We start from the raw sequence: 22,885 nt of genomic DNA on the forward strand, positions 1-22,885 counted from the left end.
CTGTCTTATGTAATGATGAGCTCTTTGACACCTTTTATCGGCTGAGTGAGGTTGGACTGATCTGCGAAATAAACGTGGATTGGTCCTTCTTCAGTCATCGGCTTCCCATTTTGGCTGAAGTGTGCAATGCTTTCCATTGCCTGAGAAAGCGGAACAGCAATTGTCTCTGTTTCTGTGACAAATTCGCATGTGTCTGCATGTTCAAGCGGTTCTGCATTTTTCAGCATATCACCCAGCTTCATTCCGAAGCTGCCTGTGACGAGTCTTTCCTTTTCGTACTTCTTCTCTGTTTTTAAAGTGGGTGGAAGTGTTTGACCTTCTCTGATCACCCGCTCTTGGTCAAGCTCCTGATCCAGCTGATTTTCTTCATTTGCTGCGCTGTTTTCAAAAAATGAATCCATTAAAAATTTGCGGTCATCAAAAATCCATACACTTGGATCAATGGTGATCTTGTACTTTACGTTCCCCTTAATTTGAATGATACTCATGTTCAAGACAACCCCTTTCCACCATAAATTATAGAAGTTTTCTCCTGCTTTGTCACTTTCATAAACATGCTTCTCCTTGTACACACTAATCGTACATGAAACATAGGGAGGATATTGGGCATGGCATGTCGCGACAATGAAGAGCTTCAGCGATTTGTAGAAGAAGCAAAAAAAGTGGCCAAAGATGGCAAAGTAGCATCCTATATTCCCGCTCTTGCCAAAGCGGATCAGACGGATTTATCTGTGGCTGTGTACCATGTGAGTAATACTTGCCACTCGGCAGGAGATGTAGATAAACGCTTTACCCTGCAAAGTATTTCTAAAGTATTAGCCCTTGCGCTCGTACTCTCAGAAGAAGGGCCAAAAAAAGTCTTTCAATTTGTTGGACAAGAGCCTACAGGTGATCCGTTTAATTCAATGATTAAGCTGGAAACAGCAAGTCCGAATAAGCCGCTGAATCCAATGATTAATGCAGGAGCGCTTGCAGTTACAAGCTTGATAAGAGGAGCGACTCCGCAAGATCAGCTGAACCGCCTTCTTGGCTTTATTAGAGAGCTCGCAAATGATAAAAGCATTACATACTGCAAAGAGACAGCGGCATCCGAATTTGAGACATCGATGATTAACCGGGCTATGTGCTATTATATGAAGCAATATCATATTATTAGAGGGAACGTAGAAGAGGTCATGGACGTGTATACGAAACAATGCGCCATCATGATGAACAGCTTAGATTTGGCGAAAATTGCTTGTGTTTTTTCATTAGATGGCAGACATCCAGAGACGGGCCAGCAAATTCTTTCAAAAGATGTCGCTAGAATTTGTAAAACCTTTATGGTGACGTGCGGCATGTATAATGCAAGCGGGGAATTTGCCATTAATATCGGCATACCTGCTAAAAGCGGTGTTTCAGGCGGGATTATGGGAGCGGCACCATATGATTTTGGGATCGGAATTTTCGGTCCTGCACTGGATGAAAAAGGGAATAGTATTGCTGGGATTAAGCTGCTTGAGCTCATGAGTGAAAAATATGAGATGAGTATCTTTTAATGAGGAATGTCTTCTTTTTATTTTTACAAAGCGAACTGTACAAATCTGCTTGCAATTTTGGGCGTTTCGCTTTATGATAAATAGAAGAATTAGGTACTCGCCTGGGGAACGGAGGGATACTTTTGGCGTCAGAAATTTTAGTCGATCATCGGCAAAAAGCACTGGCTTTATTAAAATTGGATGCAGATAAAATTTTAAAATTGATCCAAGTGCAAATGGACAACTTAACGATGCCGCAATGTCCTCTTTATGAAGAGGTTTTAGATACTCAAATGTTCGGATTATCGAGGGAGATTGATTTTGCTGTCCGGCTTGGATTAGTTGATCAACATGAAGGCAAGAAACTACTCGATAAACTTGAGAGAGAGCTTTCCGCACTTCATGATGCGTTCACAAAAAAATAACGATTGAAAACTCAAACTTCCACAACATAGGTTTGAGTTTTTTTGTCCTCTCATTTCTTTTGATGGATTGACGGCAAACGGACTTGATTCTTTCATGAATGACGAACAATATAAAAGAGGTAAAACGGGATCAAACGGAGAAAATGTAGTAGAATAAGAACAGCTAAGAAGATATCAAGCAGTAGAAACAGACGTTAGGAAGAGGATTATATGTTAAAGAGAATGCTAAAATCGTATGACTACTCATTATTGTTCGCCATCATCTTAATCAGCGCATTCGGTTTGGTTATGGTATATAGCTCAAGTATGATTACATCTGTTATCAGATACGATGCCGCGCCAGATAACTTTTTTAAGAAACAGCTCTTATTTATGATTGTTGGAGCAGCCATCTTAATCTTTACAGCATTAGTTCCATATCAGCTGTTTTCAAATAAGAAATTCCAGATTGGTATGCTGCTGATTTCAGTTTTTTCCCTCATCTATGTGTACTTTCTCGGTCATGTTGCAGGGAACGCAAGAAGCTGGATCAAATTAGGCCCTTTTAGTCTTCAGCCAGCTGAATTTGTGAAGATTGTCGTCATCATCTATCTTGCTGCGGTGTATGCCAAAAAGCAGCATTATATTGATCATATTTTAAGAGGTGTCACGCCTCCAATCGTGATTGTCTCTATCCTGTGCGGATTTATCATTTTGCAGCCAGACTATGGGACAGCCTTTATTATTGGCATGATTGCCCTTGCGATGATTTTATGCTCAGGCTTTAGCGGCAAAACGCTTGCGAAGCTGCTGGCGCTATTTAGTGCAGTGATGGTCGTCGTGACCCCGTTTATTATTCTTTTTTGGGATAAAATTTTCACGCAAAATCGTCTCGGACGTTTTGAGAGTTTCCAAGATCCATTTAAAGATGCAGGGGCTACTGGGCATCAATTGATTAATTCATATTATGCGATTGGATCAGGCGGCTTTTTTGGACTCGGTCTAGGGGAAAGTGTTCAAAAGTACGGGTATCTTCCAGAACCGCACACAGATTTTATCATGGCAATTATCTCAGAAGAGCTTGGTTTTTTCGGCGTGTTTTTTGTTCTCGCTCTTCTTGGTTTCATCGTCGTGAAAGGTTTTTATATTGCGAGAAAGTGTGAAGATCCGTTTGGAAGTTTGCTTGCAATAGGAATTTCCTCCATGATTGCGATCCAAACTTGTATCAATTTAGGCGGTGTTTCAGGTCTTATTCCAATTACTGGGGTGACACTTCCGTTTATCAGCTACGGGGGATCGTCTATCATTTTACTTAGCATCTGTATGGGAATGCTGCTGAATATCAGCATGTTTACTGAATATAAAGAGCGTTATAAAAAGAAAAAATCAATGAGCAAACCATCGGTTGAAAAAAATGGATTGCAGAAAACTTTGAATCTTTAGAAAACAAAAGTGTACAGTTTTCATTTCTTCCTTTATTATAGAGTACATATAAAATTTTAAGGGATATGGAGGAGTGAGAATGTCACAGAGAACAATTCAAAAGGTTCTAGTTGCAAACAGAGGGGAAATCGCTATCAGAGTCTTCAGGGCCTGTACAGAGCTCAACTTACGTACAGTGGCCATTTATTCCAAAGAAGACTCTGGCTCTTATCATCGCTATAAAGCTGATGAAGCATATCTAGTTGGAGAAGGGAAAAAACCGATTGATGCCTACCTCGATATCGAGGGGATCATCGAAATTGCAAAACGAAATGACGTGGATGCGATTCATCCAGGCTACGGATTTTTATCCGAAAACATTCATTTTGCAAGACGATGCGAAGAGGAAGGCATTCAATTTATCGGTCCAACTTCTCAGCATTTAGATATGTTTGGAGATAAAGTAAAGGCGAGAGATGAAGCGAAAAAAGCTGGTATTCCAGTCATTCCAGGAAGTGACGGACCAGTTGATTCGGTCGAAGAAGTCGAAAAATTCGGTGAAGAATACGGTTACCCGTTTATTATTAAAGCTTCACTAGGCGGCGGCGGCCGGGGTATGCGCATTGTCAGATCAAAAGAAGAGCTGAAGGAAGCCTATGACCGTGCGAAGTCAGAGGCAAAAGCTGCTTTTGGAAATGACGAAGTATACGTTGAAAAGCTGATTGAAAATCCAAAACATATTGAAGTGCAGGTGATTGGAGACAATCACGGCAATATCATTCATTTATATGAGCGTGACTGCTCTGTTCAAAGGCGGCATCAAAAGGTCATTGAAGTGGCGCCAAGTGTGTCTCTAACAGATCAATTGCGTGAAGATATTTGCGAAGCAGCTGTCCAGCTGGCCAAGAATGTATCGTACATTAATGCAGGGACTGTAGAATTCCTTGTTGCAAATGGAGAGTTTTACTTTATTGAAGTCAATCCAAGGGTACAGGTAGAACACACGATTACAGAAATGATCACAGGTGTCGATATCGTTCAAACCCAAATTCTTGTTGCAAAGGGGCATAACCTTCACAGCAAAGAAGTTGGTATTCCAAAGCAAGAAGATATCTTTACACACGGCTTTGCCATTCAATCAAGGGTCACAACAGAAGATCCTTTAAATGACTTTATGCCAGACACAGGAAAAATTATGGCCTACCGCTCAGGTGGGGGATTTGGTGTACGTCTTGATACAGGGAACAGCTTCCAAGGTGCGGTCATTACACCTTATTACGACTCACTATTGGTCAAGCTGTCTACATGGGCGCTCACGTTTGATCAAGCGGCTGCTAAAATGGTCCGAAATTTACAAGAATTCAGGATTCGCGGGATTAAAACTAACATCCCATTTCTTGAAAATGTGGCTAAGCATGAGAAGTTCCTAAAAGGGGAATACGATACATCGTTTATCGACTCAACGCCAGAGCTATTTAATTTCCCTAAGCAAAAAGACCGCGGAACGAAGATGCTGACTTATATTGGTAACGTTACCATTAATGGGTTCCCAGGTATTGCGGAGAAAAAGAAGCCTCATTTTGACAAGCCAGACGTACCGAAGCTTCCTCTTAATCAAGAGATTCCGTCTGGGACAAAACAATTGTTAGATACGCATGGACCTGAGGGACTTGCCAACTGGGTAAAAGAACAAAATAACGTCCTTTTAACTGACACAACCTTTAGAGATGCGCATCAGTCTCTGCTTGCGACACGCTTCAGAACACATGATTTAAAGAAAGTTGCCCAGCCGACAGCAGGTTTATGGCCAGAGCTGTTTAGTATGGAAATGTGGGGCGGCGCTACATTTGATGTTGCGTACCGTTTCTTAAAAGAAGATCCTTGGGAACGATTGAAAGAGCTTCGTCAAGAAGTGCCAAACACGCTGTTCCAAATGCTGTTAAGATCATCAAATGCTGTCGGATATACAAACTATCCGGATAATGTGATCAAAGCATTTGTAAAAGAATCAGCCGAGGCAGGCATTGATGTGTTCCGTATTTTCGACAGCTTAAACTGGGTCAAAGGCATGACGCTTGCCATTGATTCTGTTCGGGAATCAGGCAAAGTGGCAGAGGCGGCGATTTGTTATACGGGAGATATTCTTGATCCATCTCGCCCAAAATATGATCTTGATTACTATGTATCTCTTGCAAAAGAGCTTGAATCTGCCGGCGCACATATTTTAGGTATTAAAGATATGGCGGGGCTATTAAAACCGCAGGCAGCCTACGAGCTAGTCTCTGCTTTAAAAGATGAGCTTACGATCCCTATCCATCTTCATACGCATGACACGAGTGGAAATGGACTGTTCACCTATGCAAGAGCGATTGATGCAGGTGTTGATATTGTGGATGTTGCCGTCAGCTCTATGGCAGGACTCACATCGCAGCCAAGTGCAAGCTCACTTTATTATGCTTTAGATGGACATGAAAGAAAGCCAGACATGAATGTCCAATCTGTCGAACGCCTTTCTCAATACTGGGATTCCGTCAGAAAATACTATCATGAATTTGAAAGCGGCATGAATTCGCCTCATACAGAAATTTATGAACATGAAATGCCTGGCGGTCAATATAGTAACTTGCAGCAGCAGGCGAAAGGTGTCGGTCTTGGCGAGCGCTGGAATGAAGTAAAGGAAATGTACAGACGTGTGAATGACATGTTTGGTGATATTGTAAAGGTAACACCATCCTCTAAAGTAGTTGGAGATATGGCACTTTATATGGTGCAAAATGATCTAACAGAAGAAGATGTTTATGAAAAAGGCGCAACACTAGACTTCCCGGATTCTGTTGTGGAATTATTTAAAGGCTATTTAGGCCAGCCGCATGGCGGATTCCCAGAAAAGCTGCAAAAGCTGATTTTAAAAGGGGAAGAGCCTCTTACTGTCAGACCTGGTGAGAAGCTGAAGCCAGTGGACTTTGAAGACATTAAGAAGCAGTTCAAAGAATCTCATGACCTGACGTTAACAGAGCAAGACGCAATTGCGTATGCCTTATATCCGAAAGTCTTTTCTGAATTTGTCCAAACAGCAGAAAGCTATGGTGACATCTCTGTTCTTGATACACCAACGTTCTTCTACGGGATGAGGCTTGGAGAAGAGATTGAGGTAGAAATCGAAAAAGGAAAAACCCTGATTGTCAAACTCGTATCAATTGGTGAACCGAATCCAGATGCCACAAGAGTTCTTTACTTTGAGTTAAATGGCCAGCCGCGTGAAGTGGTGATTAAGGATGAAAGCATCAAATCCTCCGTTCAAGAAAAAATGAAGGCGGACCGTTCAAATCCAAATCACATCGCCGCATCGATGCCAGGCACTGTCATCAAAGTACTCGTGGAAAAAGGGCAGAAAATTTCACAAGGTGAGCATTTGATGATCAATGAAGCCATGAAAATGGAAACGACTGTACAAGCACCATTTTCTGCGGTCGTAGATGAAATACATGTGACAAATGGAGAACCGATTCAAACCGGTGATCTGTTAATCGTATTAAAGCCTGAATAAGAAGTGAGACACATCCACCGTGATGTGTCTTTTTTGAGCGCATTAAAATGTGCAGCAGCCAGTGAGAGTGATTACACTATAGAGTGAGGTGAAGAAAGTTGGACAACATTGTTGTGATTTGGTTTCGCCGGGATATGCGATTAGATGATCATATCGCCTTATCAAAAGCGATCACATATGCAAAAAAACACGAGTACAAATTATTTGCTCTTTATCATCTAGATCCATTTTTTACTGAAATGGACCTCGATTTAAACAACGAACATTTTTTTCAAAACTTGGCGCATTTTATCAAGAAAGCAAGAGAATCTCAAATGTATGTTCATCTTCTCTATGGTGATGTCTTGCGTGCCTTTCAGCAAGTTATCGATGTGTATGACATCAATGCTGTCTTTTTTAATGAAGATCAAGTGGGAATCGGTCAAAAGCGTGACCATCAAGTAACCGCTTTTTTAGAAAAGAAGGGCATTCATGTATCAAAATGGCAAGATACACACCTTCACGGGGCGCAAGATATTTTAAAAAGGGATGGCACTCATTATCAAGTGTTTACTCCATACTATCAATCATGGCGAAAGCAAGAGAAGCAGCCTGTGATAAAAGTTGACAAATCATTTCTCAGCAGCGCTCATACGATTTGTGATGAGTCACTTTCACACAAAGGGAATAACAAACTGCGCAGTATAATCATGAGATGCTCAAGAAAATTTGATCAAATCGGCTCACACAAAGCGATGAACACGCTGCATGACTTTATCCAAAAAAGACTAACACGTTACCATGAAAAACGAGATATGCCATCTGTTTTTGGAACGAGCAAGCTGTCACGTTTCTTAAAAACAGGGACCATCTCAATTCGAACGATCTTTCATGCGGTACATAAGGAAGCACTGTTTGAAGACGAGGGCAGAGAAACCTTTATCAAAGAGCTGGCGTGGCGAGATTTTTACCATATGATTTATGCTCATTATCCAGAGATGAAAGAAAAAGAAATCAATTCAGCGTTTCAAGGGATGAAATGGAATGAAGATGAGACGCTGTTTGAAGCATGGTGTAAAGGTGAAACAGGCTTTCCTCTCGTTGATGCAGGGATGAGACAATTAAATGAGGAAGGCTGGATGCATAATCGTTTAAGAATGGTCACTGCCTCATTTTTAACAAAGGACTATTTGATTGATTGGAGAAAGGGAGAAGCGTATTTTGCAAAAAAGCTTGTGGATTATGATGAGGCTTCGAATATCGGAGGATTTCAGTGGGCAGCTTCTGTTGGGACAGATGCCGTGCCGTACTTCCGTATTTTTAACCCAACGACCCAGTCGAAGCGGTTTGATCCAAGCGGGGAATATATTAGAAGATATGTACGAGAGCTAGAGCATGTTGAGGAAAAATGGATTCATGAACCAATTAAAATGCCGATAGATGAACAACGGAAATCGAGCTGTGTGCTGGGTGATACATACCCGCTGCCGACAGTTGATCACAAGGAAAGACGCAAAAAAGCCATCTCGCTATTCGAAGAAGCAAAACGACAATAAAGAATCCCCCTCTCTACATGAAAGGGGGATACAATTTTTATCTAAATGGCTCTTTGCTTTCATATTTAAACCGGGCAATAAGTAAGCAGAAGTAGCATAGCACCCCAAACAAACAAGAAATAAAGAATGAATGAGCCAGCGCGTAACCAAGTGCAAGCTGAGAATAAACAGACATCACACCTGAAATGGCTTGAAGTGTAATGAGAATGGCTGAAATGATCCATCCATAATACAGCTGCTTCTGTTCTTTATAATGTTTCAGGGCATGGAACATAGCGACAAATATCCAGACGAATAAAAGAAGTGCTGCTGCTCGGTGAGACATTTGAACCCACTGATTAAAATACGCTGGAAGCGCACCGTCTTTTGAACAAAACGGGAAGACAGAACAAGCAAGGCTTGACTTTGTATGTCTCACATAAGCGCCCGTATATACCACGATATACGTATACGTGATCAACCCATAAATATGGAACTGCATTTTTTTGCCGATATGAAGCGGCTTCACAAGCTTTGTTTCAGATCTGGTTGCTTCAAAGACAAGAAGTGCAAGCAGTAATACTGAAGCAAATGAAATGAGTGAAATACCGAAGTGCAGTGCCATCACAAGTGCGTTAGAACCAAATACGACGGCAAGAGCTCCTAACAGCGCTTGAAGCATTAAAAATATAATGGACATGATGACCAAAAATTTGGTTTCACGGAATACTGGACTAATTTTTTTCCAGCATAAGACCGCCAGTGCCAGAACAAGAATGGTGGAAACCCCTGTTGACATGCGGTGACTCCATTCGATGATGGAAGCGGGGTTCATTTCAGGAAAGAAACGACCGTGGCAAAGGGGCCACTGTCTACCGCAGCCAAGACCCGAACCGGTTTTCGTCACAAGCGCACCGCCAATCAGCACGATCAGCATCACAAACGTTGTGATCACGCTCAATAGCCTTAAAGCAAATTTCATCAAATTATTTCACCTTCTCTAAAAAACTTCTGATGTAAATGAAAACCTCACATGCTCTCAAGTTTAAGCCAAATGCGTGTTCTGTTGCAATTCATAATGACCAAAGTTCACAAAAAAATGATATGTCAGTTCACAAAGTTTACAGATTTAGAGTGCTTGATCTTTCTTTGACAGTCTGATAGAAATAGAGGAGAGAATATTTCATTTTGCACCGCCTTCTGAAACACACATATATCCTAATAAATTCACGAAAAGTTCACAAATAACTTCAAGTTTGTCGTTTATTATTTAATAGGATGTTTTTTTACAGCTGTTTATCTTGTATGATAGAGTTGTAATGATTTTACGTGTCATTCGTTCGTTTGAAGGTTTGGGCAAGGGAGGTTATACACATTGGCAAATTCCAAAACAGCCGCGGAAGCAGCTATTCATGGACAAATAGAAGAAACAACAGCGTGGAAAGATTTTCTTGCTCTGATTAAAATGGGCATCGTCAATTCCAATTTCATTACGACATTTACTGGAATGTGGCTTGCTTTTTATTTTACAGGTATGAGTTTTCTTGGAAATCTTGATATTGTGCTGTTAACAATGATTGGTTCTTCTCTTATTATTGCCGGTTCATGCGCAATTAATAATGCGTTTGACCGTGATATTGATATATTAATGGAAAGAACAAAAACAAGACCGACGGTTACAGGTAAAATTCAGCCGGGGCAAGCGTATGCATTTGGCATTCTGCTTGTTGTATTAGGACTCATTATGCTTCTGATGACAACCATTACATCAGCAGTGATTGGATTTATTGGAGTCTTTACTTATGCGGTTCTTTACACCATGTGGTCTAAACGCCATTACACCATCAATACAGTTATCGGAAGTGTATCTGGCGCGGTTCCGCCATTAATCGGCTGGACAGCTGTCACAGGTACAATCGACACAACGGCTTGGGTTTTGTTTATGATTATGTTCATTTGGCAAATCCCGCACTTCCTGTCACTTGCGATTAAGAAAACGGAAGATTACCGTAAGGCGGGCATTCCAATGCTGCCAGTTGTTTACGGCTTTGAAGTCACAAAACGCCAGATCATCATTTGGACAGCATGTCTTCTACCGCTTCCATTTTTCTTAGGTGGATTAGGATGGCCGATTGTCGCACTTGGTACATTGCTTAATATTGGATGGCTTGTTATTGGCCTTATGGGCTTTAAAATGAAAGACGTCATGAAGTGGTCGACGCTCATGTTCGTTTATTCATTAAACTACTTAACCATCTTTTTCGTAGCGATGATTATTATTACACTATTCTAGAGTGAAATACACTTTGATCACATCAAAACAAAGGCTATATCTTATAACACAACATTTTCTAACAACTATGAAAGCCGCCTGATATTCAGTTCTATTTAGGCGGCTTTCTGTTTATACATAGATGGTATTTTGAGTAAAAACATCATTTTTTTATGAAAAGAGGAAATGTAAGTGCTTTTATAAGAGGCGGGGGTTATAGATGGGTGAGAAGTGATTTTATAAATAAGAGGTAAAAAGCGAAAGGCAAAGGAGATCAAGCAAAAGGGGTTGGGACAAATTATGATAAGAAAATGGCGTGTTTATTCACTGTTTCTCTTACTGACGCTCGTTTTGGCGGGCTGTGGTGAACCATACTTATCAACACTCAAGCCAGTTGGGGAAGTAGCAGATAAACAGTTTTTCCTAACGGTACTGAGTACACTTATTATGGTTCTTGTCGTCATTGTTGTATCGATCATTTTCTTTTACGTCATCATTAAATTCAAACGTTCTAAAGTGGGAGAAGATACGATTCCAAAGCAGGTGGAAGGGAACCGCAACTTGGAAATCACATGGACAGCGATTCCGATTCTTCTACTCATTATTCTCGTTGTACCTGTTGTTGCATACACGCTTGAACTAGGGGACACAAGCGCTATGGATAAGAAAAAACGAGATCCTGAAAAGACACTTGTTGTTAATGTAAGGGCCAGCTTATATTGGTGGGAATTTGAATACCCTGATTATGGGATTGTCACAAGTCAGGAATTGATCGTACCAACAGATCAAAAGGTGTATTTTAAGCTGAAAGCATCCGATGTCAAACACTCATTCTGGATTCCATCGGCTGGCGGTAAAATTGATACAAACACAGATAATGAGAACAAATTTTATTTAACCTTTGACTCGAAACGAACGAAAGATGCAGGGGAATATTTCTACGGGAAATGTGCGGAGCTTTGCGGGCCGTCACATGCTTTAATGGACTTTAAAGTTAAAACGCTTTCTCAAGATGAGTTCTTAGGATGGACGAAAAAAATGGCTGATTACAAGAAGCCTGAATCCACAAAGGATCTCGCTTTAGAGGGTGAAAAGCTATTTAAAGAGAAAAACTGCTTAAGCTGTCACGCAGTAGAGCCTGGTGACAAGCGGCCGGAAGCAGCAAGGACAGCACCAAACCTTGCGACCTTCGGAGAGCGAACGAAAGTAGCTGGAATCAAAGACATGAACAAAGAAAATGTGAAAGCATGGCTGAAAGATCCAGAAAGCTTTAAACCAGGTAATAAGATGACAGGAACGTACCCTAAATTAAATGACTCAGAAGCAGATGCACTTTACGAGTATTTAAAAGGTCTTAAAATCGAGTAACGCCTAGAGCAGATATTCAAGAGGGTATGTGATCGATGTGAAGTTTTTGTTAAGAGCTCCCGAATATGTCTCTACAACCGAGAAGCCGTCATCTGTCAGACATAGTCTGCTTAAAGGATCGTGAAGAAAGACATCTATATGAAAAGGGGCAAATGGGAGATAAGAGGGGGATTTCATGGTGAGTACAATAGCTAAAAAGCGGGGGTTTGGCGCTGTCTTATGGGATTACTTGACAACGGTTGACCACAAAAAAATTGCCATATTATATTTAGTGGCAGGGGGATTTTTCTTTTTGGTTGGCGGGATAGAAGCGATGTTTATCCGTATTCAGCTAGCCATCCCTGAAAGTGATTTTGTCAGTGCAGGGGTTTACAATGAAATCATGACGATGCATGGAACGACAATGATTTTCCTTGCAGCTATGCCGCTTTTATTTGCATTAATGAATGCGGTTGTACCAATTCAAATTGGTGCACGTGACGTAGCATTTCCGTTTGTGAATTCACTTGGTTTTTGGTTATTCTTTTTCGGAGGAATTTTCTTAAACCTTGGATGGTTTATGGGCGGAGCACCTGATGCTGGCTGGACTGCATACGCTTCGCTCACGCTGAATTCAGAAGGGCATGGAATGGATTTCTATATTTTAGGTTTGCAGATTGCGGGTATTGGTACGCTGATTGCCGGGATTAACTTTCTTGCAACGATTATTAATATGAGAGCGCCTGGCATGACGTATATGAGAATGCCGCTCTTTACTTGGACGACATTTGTCGCCTCTGCACTTATTTTATTCGCATTCCCGCCGCTGACAGCAGGGCTTGCGATGCTGATGCTTGATAGAATGTTTGACACGAGCTTTTTCAATCCAGAGCTTGGAGGAAATACAATCATCTGGGAGCATTTGTTCTGGATTTTCGGACACCCGGAAGTATATATCTTGATCCTGCCGGCATTCGGAATCTTCTCTGAGATCATTCCGGTGTTTGCAAGAAAAAGATTGTTTGGTTACTCGTCCATGGTGTTCGCTACTGTATTGATTGGTTTCCTTGGATTCATGGTATGGGCGCATCACATGTTCACTACGGGGCTTGGACCTATCGCCAATGCGATCTTTGCTGTAGCGACCATGGCAATTGCGGTGCCAACAGGAATTAAAGTATTCAACTGGCTGCTCACGATATGGGGCGGTAATGTGAAGTTTACAACGCCGATGCTTTATTCTGTTGCCTTTATTCCGTCGTTCTTACTTGGCGGGGTAACTGGGGTCATGCTTGCGGCAGCTGCAGCGGATTATCAGTTCCATGATACGTATTTTGTTGTGGCGCATTTCCATTACGTCATTATCGGCGGGGTTGTATTCGGTATTCTAGCAGGTGTGCATTACTGGTGGCCGAAGATGTTTGGAAAAATACTGAATGAGAAGCTTGGAAAAATTGGCTTTGTGCTGTTTTTCATCGGTTTCCATTTAACTTTCTTTATCCAGCATTTTCTCGGTCTATGGGGCATGCCGCGCCGGGTCTTTACATTCCTGCCAGGTCAGGGTCTCGAGCTTGGGAACTTGATCAGTACGATTGGGGCACTGTTTATGTTTGTAGCTGTTGTGATCATGCTGATTAATATCATCTGGACAACAGCCAAAGGGGAGCGTGTATCGAGCGATCCTTGGGGAGATGGAAGAACACTTGAATGGGCAGTGTCTTCGCCTCCGCCAGAATACAACTTTAAACAGCTTCCGCTTGTCAGAGGACTAGATCCATTATGGATTGAAAAAATGGATGGTAAAAAAGGAATGACAGCATCTGAACCGCTCGATGATATTCACATGCCGAATAACTCCATCTTGCCTGTCATTATCTCATTCGGTCTATTTGTGTCAGCGTTTGGTTTCATGTATCGTCAAGAGCACAGCTGGGGGCTTCCGGTGATCTTCATTGGTCTTGGCATTACGTTTGCGACCATGCTGGTTAGGTCTCTGAAAGATGATCATGGATACCATATTCACAAAGAAGATTTGACTGACGACGATGATAAAGGGGTGAAAGCATAATGGAACCACAAAAAATGACGGCGGAAACCTTTCCGGCTTCTCCTGAGAAGGCCACGTTAGAAGGGAAGAATAAGTTTGTCGGGTTCTGGCTGTTTCTTGGAGGAGAAACCGTTCTGTTTGCATCGCTTTTCGCCACTTATTTGGCGCTGAAAAACTCAAATGCAGGCGGAGCAAAAACAACTGATATGTTTGACCTCACACTTGTCTTTATTGCCACAATGCTTCTATTAACGAGCAGTTTAACGAGTGTGTATGCCATGTATCATATGAAAAACTTTGCCTTTAAAAAGATGCAGCTTTGGCTTGGTATCACGGTCCTTTTAGGTGCTGGATTTTTAGGGGTTGAGATTTATGAGTTTTATCACTATGTGCATGCGTATGAGTTTACGATTACCAGCTCAGCTCTTGGTTCTTCCTTCTATACACTTGTTGGAACTCACGGAGCTCACGTTGCCTTCGGACTTTGCTGGATTACCGCTCTTATGATTCGAAATATGAGACGCGGACTTGATTTATACAATGCGCCGAAATATTATGTGGCAAGTCTCTATTGGCACTTCATTGATGTTGTGTGGGTCTTCATCTTTACCGTTGTATATTTAATGGGAATGGTGGGATAAGAATGGGAAATAAAAACACAAATCAGTCCAAAGTCGATCTTGTATATCGTAAAAAGAAAAATGCCGAGGAAATGAAGCATCAGCTCATTTCCTTCGGCTTGATGATTGGATTAACATTTGTTGCGTTTTTAACGATCGCCTCAGAAGACGTTGGAAATTGGTTCGCAGTACCATTTATTTTACTGCTTGCAGGCATTCAGGTAGCTTTTCAGCTTTATTATTTTATGCACATGAACCAAAAAGGGCATGAAACACCCGCCTTGTTTCTATACTCAGGTGTGTTTGTTGCGTTTATTACCGTATTAGCCTTTTTGACCATTATATGGTGGTAAACCCGCTTTGCCCTTGAAGGAGGCGCAGCAATGGAGAACTTAGAAATATTCGGATTTCGGGCATTATGGAGCCCTTATTATTTGACTTGTATTGTGATAGCAGCTGCTCTTTATCTGCTTCTTGTGACAAAGGGAAAGCACCGTGCGACGGTGAAAGAGAAAACGTTATTTCTGACGGGGCTTGTTCTGTTATATGCTGTGAAAGGGAGCCCAATTGATTTAATGGGGCATATTATGTTTAGTGCACATATGGCGCAAATGGCGGTGCTATACCTAGTCATCCCGCCTCTCCTTATTACAGGATTGCCTCCAGCCATATGGGAGCGGATCATTCAAACACCAGGTATTCAAGCTGTTTTCCGTTTGTTTTCCAAACCTTTAATTGCACTGCTTGGATTTAACGGATTGTTTTCGCTGTATCACATTCCGCTTGTGTTTGATTTTGTGAAAACAGATCCGTTTTACCACGCATTGATGACGGTGGTTATTTTTATCGCTGCCTTTTTCATGTGGTGGCCGCTTGTCCATAAAGTCCAAAGTCAGCCGCAGATCACAGGCATTTTGAAGCTTGGATATATCATGGCAGACGGGATATTGATGACTCCGGCCTGTGCACTCATCATGTTTAGTGAGGCACCGATCTATGCAACCTATTCAGATGCAGGCGCCTGGATACAAGCACTGCATTTATGTGTGCCAAGTGATATGCTTGCAGGCCTTGCTCTCACTGGCCCTGATATGTTCCACACCTTGCCGCTGCTAGAGGATCAGCAGCTAGGTGCGATTTTGATGAAAATTATTCAGGAGATTGTGTATGGCTCTATTCTTGCTGTTGTCTTCTTTGACTGGGCAAGAAAAGAAAGAGCGAAAGATGCCGTACCAGATGCGCTTATTCCGAAATATGAGTAAAAAAAGCACAGCCAGATGGCTGTGCTTTCATCTAGGGCTAAAATAAAGAATATTTTAGCCCTTTGTTTTATGCTTCAGCCGTCATGGCTTCTAGTTTTTCCTTCAGCTGTGCAAGTGTTTTTTTGCTCGATTGGATGAGAGACTTAGGGAATTCTTCGCCTTCGCCGTATTCAACGCCATGTGGATAATAGTGTTTTCCAAGTAATGGTGTTAGAAGCTGAATGTGTGCCTTTTTGGCACCGACATCTCCTTCAGTAGCGTAGCCGGAAATCCGTAAATAAAAGGTTCCCTCTACCATGCTGTACTTTCTGTCGTACGTCACACGCTCATAATCCCATTGATCGGCTCGTACAAATCCTTCGCTTTCCATAATGAAATCTAATTTATTTAAGTCAGCTGATACCTCTTCAATCCCCGTACCTTCAAACTTCACCCAAAACCCCTCCTTATAAAATTTCCCTTTACTGACAATCATAGTATGAAAGCGTTAAACTTTCAACTGTGAAAGGTATGTTCTTTTATAAGCTGGTTACAGTAATAAAGAAAATAACGGATGGAGGAATCAACGTGAAAACGAAAAAAATCAAAGATATTATGACAAAAAAAGTAGTGACATGTCAGCAAGATGACAATACGTATGAAGCAGCAGTCAAAATGAGAGATGCTGATATCGGTGCCATTCCAGTGGTTGACGGAGATCAGCTCGTTGGGATAGTGACAGACCGTGACCTTGTGCTTAGAGGCATTGCAGAAAAAAAGCCAAACTCACAGGAAGTGGGCTCGCTGATGACAAAGGAAGTACTAACAGCTGAAGAAGATGCAACACTTGAAGAAATTGTCCGGCTCATGTCAGAGCATCAGCTCCGCCGCATTCCTGTTGTAAAAAACGGCGCATTAACAGGGATTGTCGCTCTAGGAGATTTATCAGTCGAAGATTTATCAAATGATCGCGCGGGAGAGGCACTGACAGAAATCTCTCAACAGGATCAAGATCATGGACAAGGATTTCTTCATTAAGAGGGGCATATTTTAAATTCGTGTTAAATAGGCTGTATTGTCGTTGATAAATGGAGCAAGTTTTGTTTAAATGACAGTAGAAGGTACTTTTTGTACCTTGCCAATTTAACGGAGGTGTTTATTTGAAAACTGTGCTCAAAACACTCCTCATCCTCCTGATTATATCTGGAACATACGTTCTGTTTATTCAATATGGATCTTCACCAGAAAAAGAAAACAGCAATGAACCGAAGGTGTCTAATGAAGAAACATCTAGCGATAAGCCGATCAACATCCCAAAAAAGGGACTCATGTCCTTTATGGGGAAATCTTCAAACGAAGTGCTTAAACAGCTGGGAGAACCAGATCGCATTGATCCTTCCGCATATGATTATGACTGGTGGATTTACAACCAATCGAAGAAGCACTATATTCAAGTAGGGGTAAAGGATAGTAAAGTGGTGACCTTGTTTGCAACAGGAGACGGACTGAATGTAGAACCGTTTAAAATCGGTCAAGCCACAAGTGAAGTATTTAAGAAAACACAAATTGCACCTTACATTCATGTAGAGGATGAACAAAATTCATACCGCTTTGAATTCTCAGAAGATGATATGAATACAAGACCCACTGTGAAAGTCGGAGATGATGTGTATGTTCAGCTTTACATGGATAAGTTTGAAAGCACCCTTTCAAGTATCAGGGCCTTCAACGCAGATACATTTGTGAAACAAAAGCCGTATGAGGTGGTCTATCGAGGTCAATTGATAGAACCTGAGGCGATATCAGGCGAAAAGTGGAAAGATATCGAAGCTTCCAGTCAAAAACAAATTTTTGATATGACCAATATTATCCGCCATAAGTACAACCTGCCGATCTTAAAGTGGGATGATGAAACCTCTGAAGTGGCCTTCATGCATAGTGAGGACATGAAAGAGAATCATTATTTCTCCCATGAATCTAAAAAATACGGTACGCTGAAAGACCGGTTAGAAAGAGGCGAGGTGGGCTTTCAGCTCGCAGGTGAAAACATTGCTTATAACTATGTCGATGGACCCGCAGCGGTAGAGGGCTGGCTCAATAGTGAAGGTCACAGGAAGGCGTTATTAAATAAAGATTACACGCATCTTGGCGTAGGGGTAAAAGAAAAATATTACACCCAAAATTTCATCAAGAAAACATCTTAAACGAAAGCAGCTGCATGGTCGCAGCTGCTTTTTTGATGGTTAAAAAGAGGCTCACCAAAACAGATGCTGATGTATATAGTATAGTAGGCATTTGTATGGGGGGTGAGGATATGACAAACAAGCAAAAACAAACATCCATTGATGAATTTAAACAATTCGTCAGACGCCATCCGAAGTTAATTCAAGAAGTGCAATCGCAAGAAAAAAGCTGGCAAAGTGTATACGAGAATTGGGTCATGTTTGGTGAGGAAGATGAGATGTGGTCACCTTACCGGCAATCGAAATCTGAAGATGCGAAAGAAGAAAAAGCCTCTAAGCCAAGTGAAACAGGAAAAGCAGATTTTATGTCTAAAATGGTTTCTGCTGTGAAAAAAATGGACGCTGATCAAATGAATGAACAGATTAACAAAATGAGCCAGTCTATTTCCTCTTTACAAAGCTTACTCGGCCAATTTTCATCCAATGGTTCAAAGAAAGGTTCATCTGGAGGCAGTCAGCACCCATTCTCCTTCAGGAAAGATTAAGTGAAAGGGGATGCTTCTGGTGCGAAAAGAAGTACAGGAATTTGTCATGGCCGAAGAGGAGCGAATCAAATTCATAAGGCAGCGTCCTATCTGGTACAGACAGCTGACGCGGCATCCTGAAAATCTAACGTCCTTTGAATTAGATAAAATGAACTTTTACGAAAAAACCATTCCTCATCGTGTGAGTCAGTTGAGCAATAGCGTCCAAATGGCTGAAATGATGATTCAAATGTTCCAAGCAATGCGCAATCAAAATGGAGCCGGCTGAGGCTTTTTTTGAGTTGATTAAGATGTCTATTTCCTGAGCATCCTATAAAAGTAGATGAAAGGAGAATCAGATGATGAAATGGATGCTGTCAATAGGCGCATTGCTTTTTCTTGTCACTGGGTGTCAAAGTCAACATGGAGAAGAGCAAGTGATTAAGCAAGACCCAGCAGTACCAGTCATGCAGCAGGCCCAAAGCGAAATGAAGCAGCAAGGCTTTTTGAAATACAAAGTGCAAGGGTCGTCTGTCTATATAGAAAGTACACTTCAAGATTTTCATCTTCAGCCAGAGCGTCTGAAAAAGAACGAGAAGGCGGGATATTTTACAGTGTATGTAGACGGGAAACGTGCAGGGAATGAGTATACCGCGGCATTTGTGGTCAAGCATCTTTCAAAAGGAAAGCATAAAATGACCGTTGTGCTGAATTCCCGTCATCCAGAATATCAACAGAAAAGAGAGACATGGGATGTATTTGTCACGTAAAAGCATTTTCTGATCCATAGGTTTCGTGGTAAACTATGAATTGGAGGTGCAACATTTATGTATGCGACAATCGAATCTGTGGAGCTCCAAGAGGAAGCAAATCAATTGGCTGCCATGATTCTTCAGTCGGAGGAGGCTGAACATTACCGCAACTGCTTTAAGCGTCTCCAGCAAGACGAAGAAGCCCAACAAATTATTGCCCATTTTACAAAAGTAAAAGAGCAGTATGAGGATGTGCAGCGGTTCGGCAAGTATCATCCGGACTATAGAACGATCTCAAAGGAAATGCGTGAGGTCAAAAGAAAGCTAGATCTTCACGATACAGTGGTTGATTTCAAAAAAGCAGAAACAGCGATTCAATCCATCTTAGATGAGATTAGTATTGAAATCGGTCAAGCTGTATCAGCATATATTAAAGTTCCAACAGGGAACCCATATTTTGATGGTCTATCATCATGCGGCGGCGGCTGTGGATCAGGTGGCAGCTGCGGCTGTAAAGTATCTTGACGAGACTTGAATGTCTCGTCTTTTACATAATGAATGAAAAGAATTGAAAAGCGGCAGGTGAAAAGATGGAAACCAAACGTCAAGGGATGGTTGTCTGGCTGCATTCGTTAAAGCAGTCAAAAGCGCTAAGAAAATTCGGGAATGTTCACTATATTTCAAGGAAAATGAAATATGCCGTGATCTATTGTGATATGGATGATCTTGAGCGCCATATGGCTAAACTCAGCTCGTTACCATTTGTGAAACGTGTTGAGCCTTCATATAAACCTTTTATTAAATTAGAGTACGAATCCAAATTGGACAAAGCAAAAGAGTATGATTATAAGGTGGGCTTTTAAAGACACAAAAAAATCCCCGCGGCATCACCCGCGGGGTCCTTCTATTCTTAATGATTCATTAAGGAGAAGGCAAAGGGAGAGGAGAAACCGGAGGAAGAACTTATGGGGAAACGTAAGTCTTCTCCGCGGTTGGCAACAGCACCACATCAGATGCTGTTATAAGTAGTATGACCCCGGATTTCGTGATCTATACATAGAAAATGAATGAATATCCACGCATTGTTCCTTGAGGAGTGATGTGGTAAGATAATGTTGAATTTTTTGTCATAAACAATGACGAATAGAAGCAAGCAGAAAAAGTGGTGGAAAAATGAGAGTCATCTCTGGAACGAGAAAAGGCCGCACACTTAAAGCGGTACCAGGTCAATCAACAAGACCGACGACAGATAAAGTAAAAGAATCAATATTTAATATGATCGGCCCGTATTTTGATGGCGGATGGGCTCTTGATTTATTTGCAGGAAGCGGTGGTTTAGGGATTGAAGCGCTTTCTAGAGGATTCGATCATTGCATATTTGTTGATCGAGATATAAAGGCGATTCAGACGATTAAAGGAAACCTGAATCAATTGTCGCTAATGGATCAAAGTGAAGTGTTTCGAAATGAAGCAAAGCGTGCACTCGCAGCTGTTGTGAAACGAGAGGAATCCTTTCAAGCCATTTTCCTTGATCCGCCCTATAAAGATCAACAGCTAAAAGCACTTCTTGAAATGATTGACGAGCACGCCTTGTTAACAGATGACGGCGTGATCGTGTGTGAGCATGATAAAGACGTGAAGCTGCCAGAAGAAGCAGGACAGCTTCATATCACAAGACAGGAACTGTACGGATTGACTGGTATTACGATTTATAGAAAGCGGGGAAATTAGCATGGGGAACATAGCCGTTTGTCCGGGCAGCTTCGATCCAGTTACATTGGGGCATTTGGATATCATCAAAAGAGGTGCAAAGATTTTTGATGAAGTGTATGTATGTGTATTAAATAACTCATCTAAAAAACCGTTATTTACTGTTGAAGAACGGTGTGAGCTTATTCGCCAAGCGACGAAGGAGCTGCCAAATATTAAAGTTGAATCGTTTCACGGCCTGCTTGTTGATTATGCAAAGCAAAAAGAAGCCAAAGTCATTTTACGCGGATTAAGGGCTGTGACGGACTTTGAGTATGAGATGCAAGGCACCTCAATGAACAAAGTGTTAGACGATGAAATTGAAACGTTTTTTATGATGACCAACAATCAATATTCCTTCTTAAGCTCCAGTATTGTCAAAGAAGTAGCGAAATATCATGGGGCAGTCAAAGATCTTGTACCAAAAGAGGTAGAAGCAGCGCTGAAGGAAAAATTTAATGGATGAGTGCACCCAGCACTCATCCATTTTTTAATTTCCGATAGTACAGTGCGATATACACAATCAAGCTGCAAAGTGTGATCAAAGGACCAGCTGTCACAAGCTGATTCCAAACCACGCTGCTGAACATGACGACCTGCTGGCCTGCATCAAAGGCACCCGCTGGGAGAGCCATGTCTGATCGAGAGACATAAAGAGGCTTGAATAATAAAAAGGCAAAAACAGCTGCATAAATTCCGTGAAGCAAACGGGCGAAGAAAAACGGTTTAAAGCGGATATCGGTTGCCGCCAAAATGCCGGCGACTTGGGCTTGAACAGAAAACCCGCTGAATCCTAAAATAAAGCTGACGACAATGGTTTTAGCGAGAAGGGTGACTTCCTGTGACCCCGTCATCTGGCTTCCTAATGTGATTTCAAATAAACCGGCAATCATGGCAAGGTCTAATTCTGGCGGAAGATGCATCGTTTGCAGCATATATCCGAGCCCGATGGATAAAAGGTCTGTCACATGGACAACTGACAGCATTTTACTAAACACAGAAAATAAGATAATAAAGCCGCCAATCATAAAGAGTGTTTGGACTGATGACATGACTGCATCACTTAAAATTTGGCCGAGCGGTCTTTTCTCTGCGAGTCTTGCTGTATGAAGAGCATTAAATGCCTCTTTAAACGGCGGGAATAAAAACTTCTTGCGGCTTCTTAGGTGTGCATCATGCCGCGCTTTATACGCGCGCATCGTCACACCAACAGCGAGATTCCCTAAATAATGAGCGCTGGCGAGTACAATGCCTAAAGCTGGGTGATGAAAAAAACCAACAGCCACCGCACCGAAAATAAACAATGGATTCGATGAATTTGTAAAAGAAACGAGACGCTCTGCTTCGATTCTCGTCAACTGCCTTTCCTGCCTGAGTCTTGTTGTTAATTTTGCTCCAGAAGGAAAACCTGAAGCCATTCCCATAGCCAGTACAAATCCGCCTACACCCGGCACCCGGAAGATGGGGCGCATAAATGGCTCTAATAATACCCCGACAAATCTGACAATCCCGAAACTAATTAATAGCTCGGACAAAATAAAAAAAGGAAGCAATGATGGAAATACAACCTCCCACCACATTGCAAGTCCATTTTTCGACGCTTGCAAAGAGGCTTGTGGATGTGTAATCACAGTGGCTGTTAAAAAAATAAAAAAAGCAGCGATGAACAGAGTGTTCCATTTTTTCATGGAGATTTCGCCCCTTGCCGTTATGATCTATTGGCGAGCTCGTGATATTAGAAAAAGA

The 22,885-nt window shown here is 41.7% G+C and carries 24 protein-coding genes; 20 read left to right on the plus strand and 4 right to left on the minus strand.

What is annotated here, in order from left to right:
- Positions 1 to 5: 5 nt before the first annotated feature.
- Complete coding sequence (locus NSQ25_RS07070; RefSeq protein WP_034281650.1) at positions 6 to 488, minus strand: hypothetical protein; 483 nt, start codon at positions 486 to 488, stop codon at positions 6 to 8.
- Between the two features lie 120 nt (positions 489 to 608).
- On the opposite strand from NSQ25_RS07070, the gene glsA reads away from it, so the two are divergent.
- From glsA to NSQ25_RS07095, 5 genes are all read left to right on the plus strand, one after another.
- The gene (gene glsA, locus NSQ25_RS07075) at positions 609 to 1,538 is read left to right on the plus strand and encodes a glutaminase A (RefSeq protein ID WP_034281651.1); all 930 of its coding nucleotides are present in this window, start codon (positions 609 to 611) and stop codon (positions 1,536 to 1,538) included.
- Between the two features lie 122 nt (positions 1,539 to 1,660).
- Complete coding sequence (locus NSQ25_RS07080) at positions 1,661 to 1,942, plus strand: YlaN family protein (RefSeq protein WP_003212509.1); 282 nt, start codon at positions 1,661 to 1,663, stop codon at positions 1,940 to 1,942.
- A gap of 210 nt (positions 1,943 to 2,152) precedes the next feature.
- Positions 2,153 to 3,364, plus strand: a complete 1,212-nt coding sequence (gene ftsW, locus NSQ25_RS07085) for a putative lipid II flippase FtsW (protein ID WP_046310843.1) — start codon at positions 2,153 to 2,155, stop codon at positions 3,362 to 3,364.
- Between the two features lie 79 nt (positions 3,365 to 3,443).
- The gene (gene pyc / locus NSQ25_RS07090) at positions 3,444 to 6,890 is read left to right on the plus strand and encodes a pyruvate carboxylase (protein WP_034281655.1); all 3,447 of its coding nucleotides are present in this window, start codon (positions 3,444 to 3,446) and stop codon (positions 6,888 to 6,890) included.
- Between the two features lie 98 nt (positions 6,891 to 6,988).
- Positions 6,989 to 8,425 carry a deoxyribodipyrimidine photo-lyase gene (locus NSQ25_RS07095; RefSeq protein WP_326136474.1) on the plus strand — a complete coding sequence of 479 codons (1,437 nt, stop codon included), beginning with the start codon at positions 6,989 to 6,991 and terminating at the stop codon, positions 8,423 to 8,425.
- 37 nt (positions 8,426 to 8,462) lie between these two features.
- On the opposite strand, the gene NSQ25_RS07100 is transcribed toward NSQ25_RS07095, so the two are convergent.
- Entirely contained in the window at positions 8,463 to 9,386 is a 924-nt protein-coding gene (locus NSQ25_RS07100) for a heme A synthase (protein ID WP_041118118.1), read from the minus strand.
- A gap of 393 nt (positions 9,387 to 9,779) precedes the next feature.
- On the opposite strand from NSQ25_RS07100, the gene cyoE reads away from it, so the two are divergent.
- The 6 genes from cyoE (at position 9,780) to ctaG (ending at position 15,952) form a co-directional block, all read left to right on the plus strand.
- A complete protein-coding gene (cyoE, locus tag NSQ25_RS07105; RefSeq protein ID WP_003211774.1) occupies positions 9,780 to 10,697 on the plus strand; it encodes a heme o synthase in 918 nt (305 codons plus the stop codon).
- A 279-nt stretch (positions 10,698 to 10,976) separates the two neighbouring features.
- Positions 10,977 to 12,044, plus strand: coding sequence for a cytochrome c oxidase subunit II (coxB, locus tag NSQ25_RS07110; RefSeq protein WP_034281662.1), 1,068 nt, complete (start codon positions 10,977 to 10,979; stop codon positions 12,042 to 12,044).
- Positions 12,045 to 12,219: 175 nt separating this feature from the next.
- Entirely contained in the window at positions 12,220 to 14,091 is a 1,872-nt protein-coding gene (gene ctaD / locus NSQ25_RS07115; RefSeq protein ID WP_034281664.1) for a cytochrome c oxidase subunit I, read from the plus strand.
- Positions 14,088 to 14,711, plus strand: a complete 624-nt coding sequence (gene ctaE / locus NSQ25_RS07120) for a cytochrome c oxidase subunit III (protein ID WP_087977219.1) — start codon at positions 14,088 to 14,090, stop codon at positions 14,709 to 14,711. The genes ctaD and ctaE overlap by 4 nt, the downstream gene beginning before the upstream one ends.
- Before the next feature lie 2 nt (positions 14,712 to 14,713).
- Positions 14,714 to 15,043 carry a cytochrome c oxidase subunit IVB gene (gene ctaF / locus NSQ25_RS07125; RefSeq protein ID WP_024426910.1) on the plus strand — a complete coding sequence of 110 codons (330 nt, stop codon included), beginning with the start codon at positions 14,714 to 14,716 and terminating at the stop codon, positions 15,041 to 15,043.
- A 30-nt stretch (positions 15,044 to 15,073) separates the two neighbouring features.
- Complete coding sequence (ctaG, locus tag NSQ25_RS07130; RefSeq protein ID WP_034281665.1) at positions 15,074 to 15,952, plus strand: cytochrome c oxidase assembly factor CtaG; 879 nt, start codon at positions 15,074 to 15,076, stop codon at positions 15,950 to 15,952.
- A 67-nt stretch (positions 15,953 to 16,019) separates the two neighbouring features.
- Here ctaG and NSQ25_RS07135 read toward each other — a convergent pair whose 3' ends face one another.
- Positions 16,020 to 16,385 (minus strand): YugN family protein, encoded by a 366-nt coding sequence (locus NSQ25_RS07135; protein WP_024426911.1) that lies wholly within the window; start codon positions 16,383 to 16,385, stop codon positions 16,020 to 16,022.
- 161 nt (positions 16,386 to 16,546) lie between these two features.
- On the opposite strand from NSQ25_RS07135, the gene NSQ25_RS07140 reads away from it, so the two are divergent.
- From NSQ25_RS07140 to coaD, 9 genes are all read left to right on the plus strand, one after another.
- On the plus strand, positions 16,547 to 16,969 hold the full coding sequence (locus tag NSQ25_RS07140) for a CBS domain-containing protein (RefSeq protein ID WP_029707658.1): 423 nt from the start codon (positions 16,547 to 16,549) through the stop codon (positions 16,967 to 16,969).
- A 122-nt stretch (positions 16,970 to 17,091) separates the two neighbouring features.
- Entirely contained in the window at positions 17,092 to 18,135 is a 1,044-nt protein-coding gene (locus NSQ25_RS07145) for a CAP domain-containing protein (protein WP_024426913.1), read from the plus strand.
- A gap of 110 nt (positions 18,136 to 18,245) precedes the next feature.
- Complete coding sequence (locus NSQ25_RS07150; protein WP_024426914.1) at positions 18,246 to 18,659, plus strand: YlbD family protein; 414 nt, start codon at positions 18,246 to 18,248, stop codon at positions 18,657 to 18,659.
- A 19-nt stretch (positions 18,660 to 18,678) separates the two neighbouring features.
- The gene (locus NSQ25_RS07155; protein ID WP_024424278.1) at positions 18,679 to 18,927 is read left to right on the plus strand and encodes a YlbE-like family protein; all 249 of its coding nucleotides are present in this window, start codon (positions 18,679 to 18,681) and stop codon (positions 18,925 to 18,927) included.
- Between the two features lie 70 nt (positions 18,928 to 18,997).
- Positions 18,998 to 19,408 (plus strand): hypothetical protein, encoded by a 411-nt coding sequence (locus NSQ25_RS07160; protein WP_342497916.1) that lies wholly within the window; start codon positions 18,998 to 19,000, stop codon positions 19,406 to 19,408.
- A 57-nt stretch (positions 19,409 to 19,465) separates the two neighbouring features.
- The gene (locus NSQ25_RS07165; RefSeq protein ID WP_007499807.1) at positions 19,466 to 19,915 is read left to right on the plus strand and encodes a YlbF family regulator; all 450 of its coding nucleotides are present in this window, start codon (positions 19,466 to 19,468) and stop codon (positions 19,913 to 19,915) included.
- Between the two features lie 65 nt (positions 19,916 to 19,980).
- Positions 19,981 to 20,253 carry a YlbG family protein gene (locus NSQ25_RS07170; RefSeq protein ID WP_024424276.1) on the plus strand — a complete coding sequence of 91 codons (273 nt, stop codon included), beginning with the start codon at positions 19,981 to 19,983 and terminating at the stop codon, positions 20,251 to 20,253.
- A gap of 280 nt (positions 20,254 to 20,533) precedes the next feature.
- Positions 20,534 to 21,121 (plus strand): 16S rRNA (guanine(966)-N(2))-methyltransferase RsmD, encoded by a 588-nt coding sequence (gene rsmD, locus NSQ25_RS07175; protein WP_254967935.1) that lies wholly within the window; start codon positions 20,534 to 20,536, stop codon positions 21,119 to 21,121.
- A 1-nt stretch (position 21,122) separates the two neighbouring features.
- Positions 21,123 to 21,605: a pantetheine-phosphate adenylyltransferase gene (gene coaD, locus NSQ25_RS07180; protein ID WP_024426917.1), complete on the plus strand. Its 483-nt coding sequence runs from the start codon at positions 21,123 to 21,125 to the stop codon at positions 21,603 to 21,605.
- Between the two features lie 13 nt (positions 21,606 to 21,618).
- On the opposite strand, the gene ylbJ is transcribed toward coaD, so the two are convergent.
- Positions 21,619 to 22,827: a sporulation integral membrane protein YlbJ gene (ylbJ, locus tag NSQ25_RS07185; protein WP_326136472.1), complete on the minus strand. Its 1,209-nt coding sequence runs from the start codon at positions 22,825 to 22,827 to the stop codon at positions 21,619 to 21,621.
- Positions 22,828 to 22,885: the final 58 nt, after the last annotated feature.

Source organism: Bacillus sp. FSL R5-0512 (assembly GCF_038593295.1).
In the GTDB taxonomy this organism is placed as follows: domain Bacteria; phylum Bacillota; class Bacilli; order Bacillales; family Bacillaceae; genus Bacillus; species Bacillus safensis.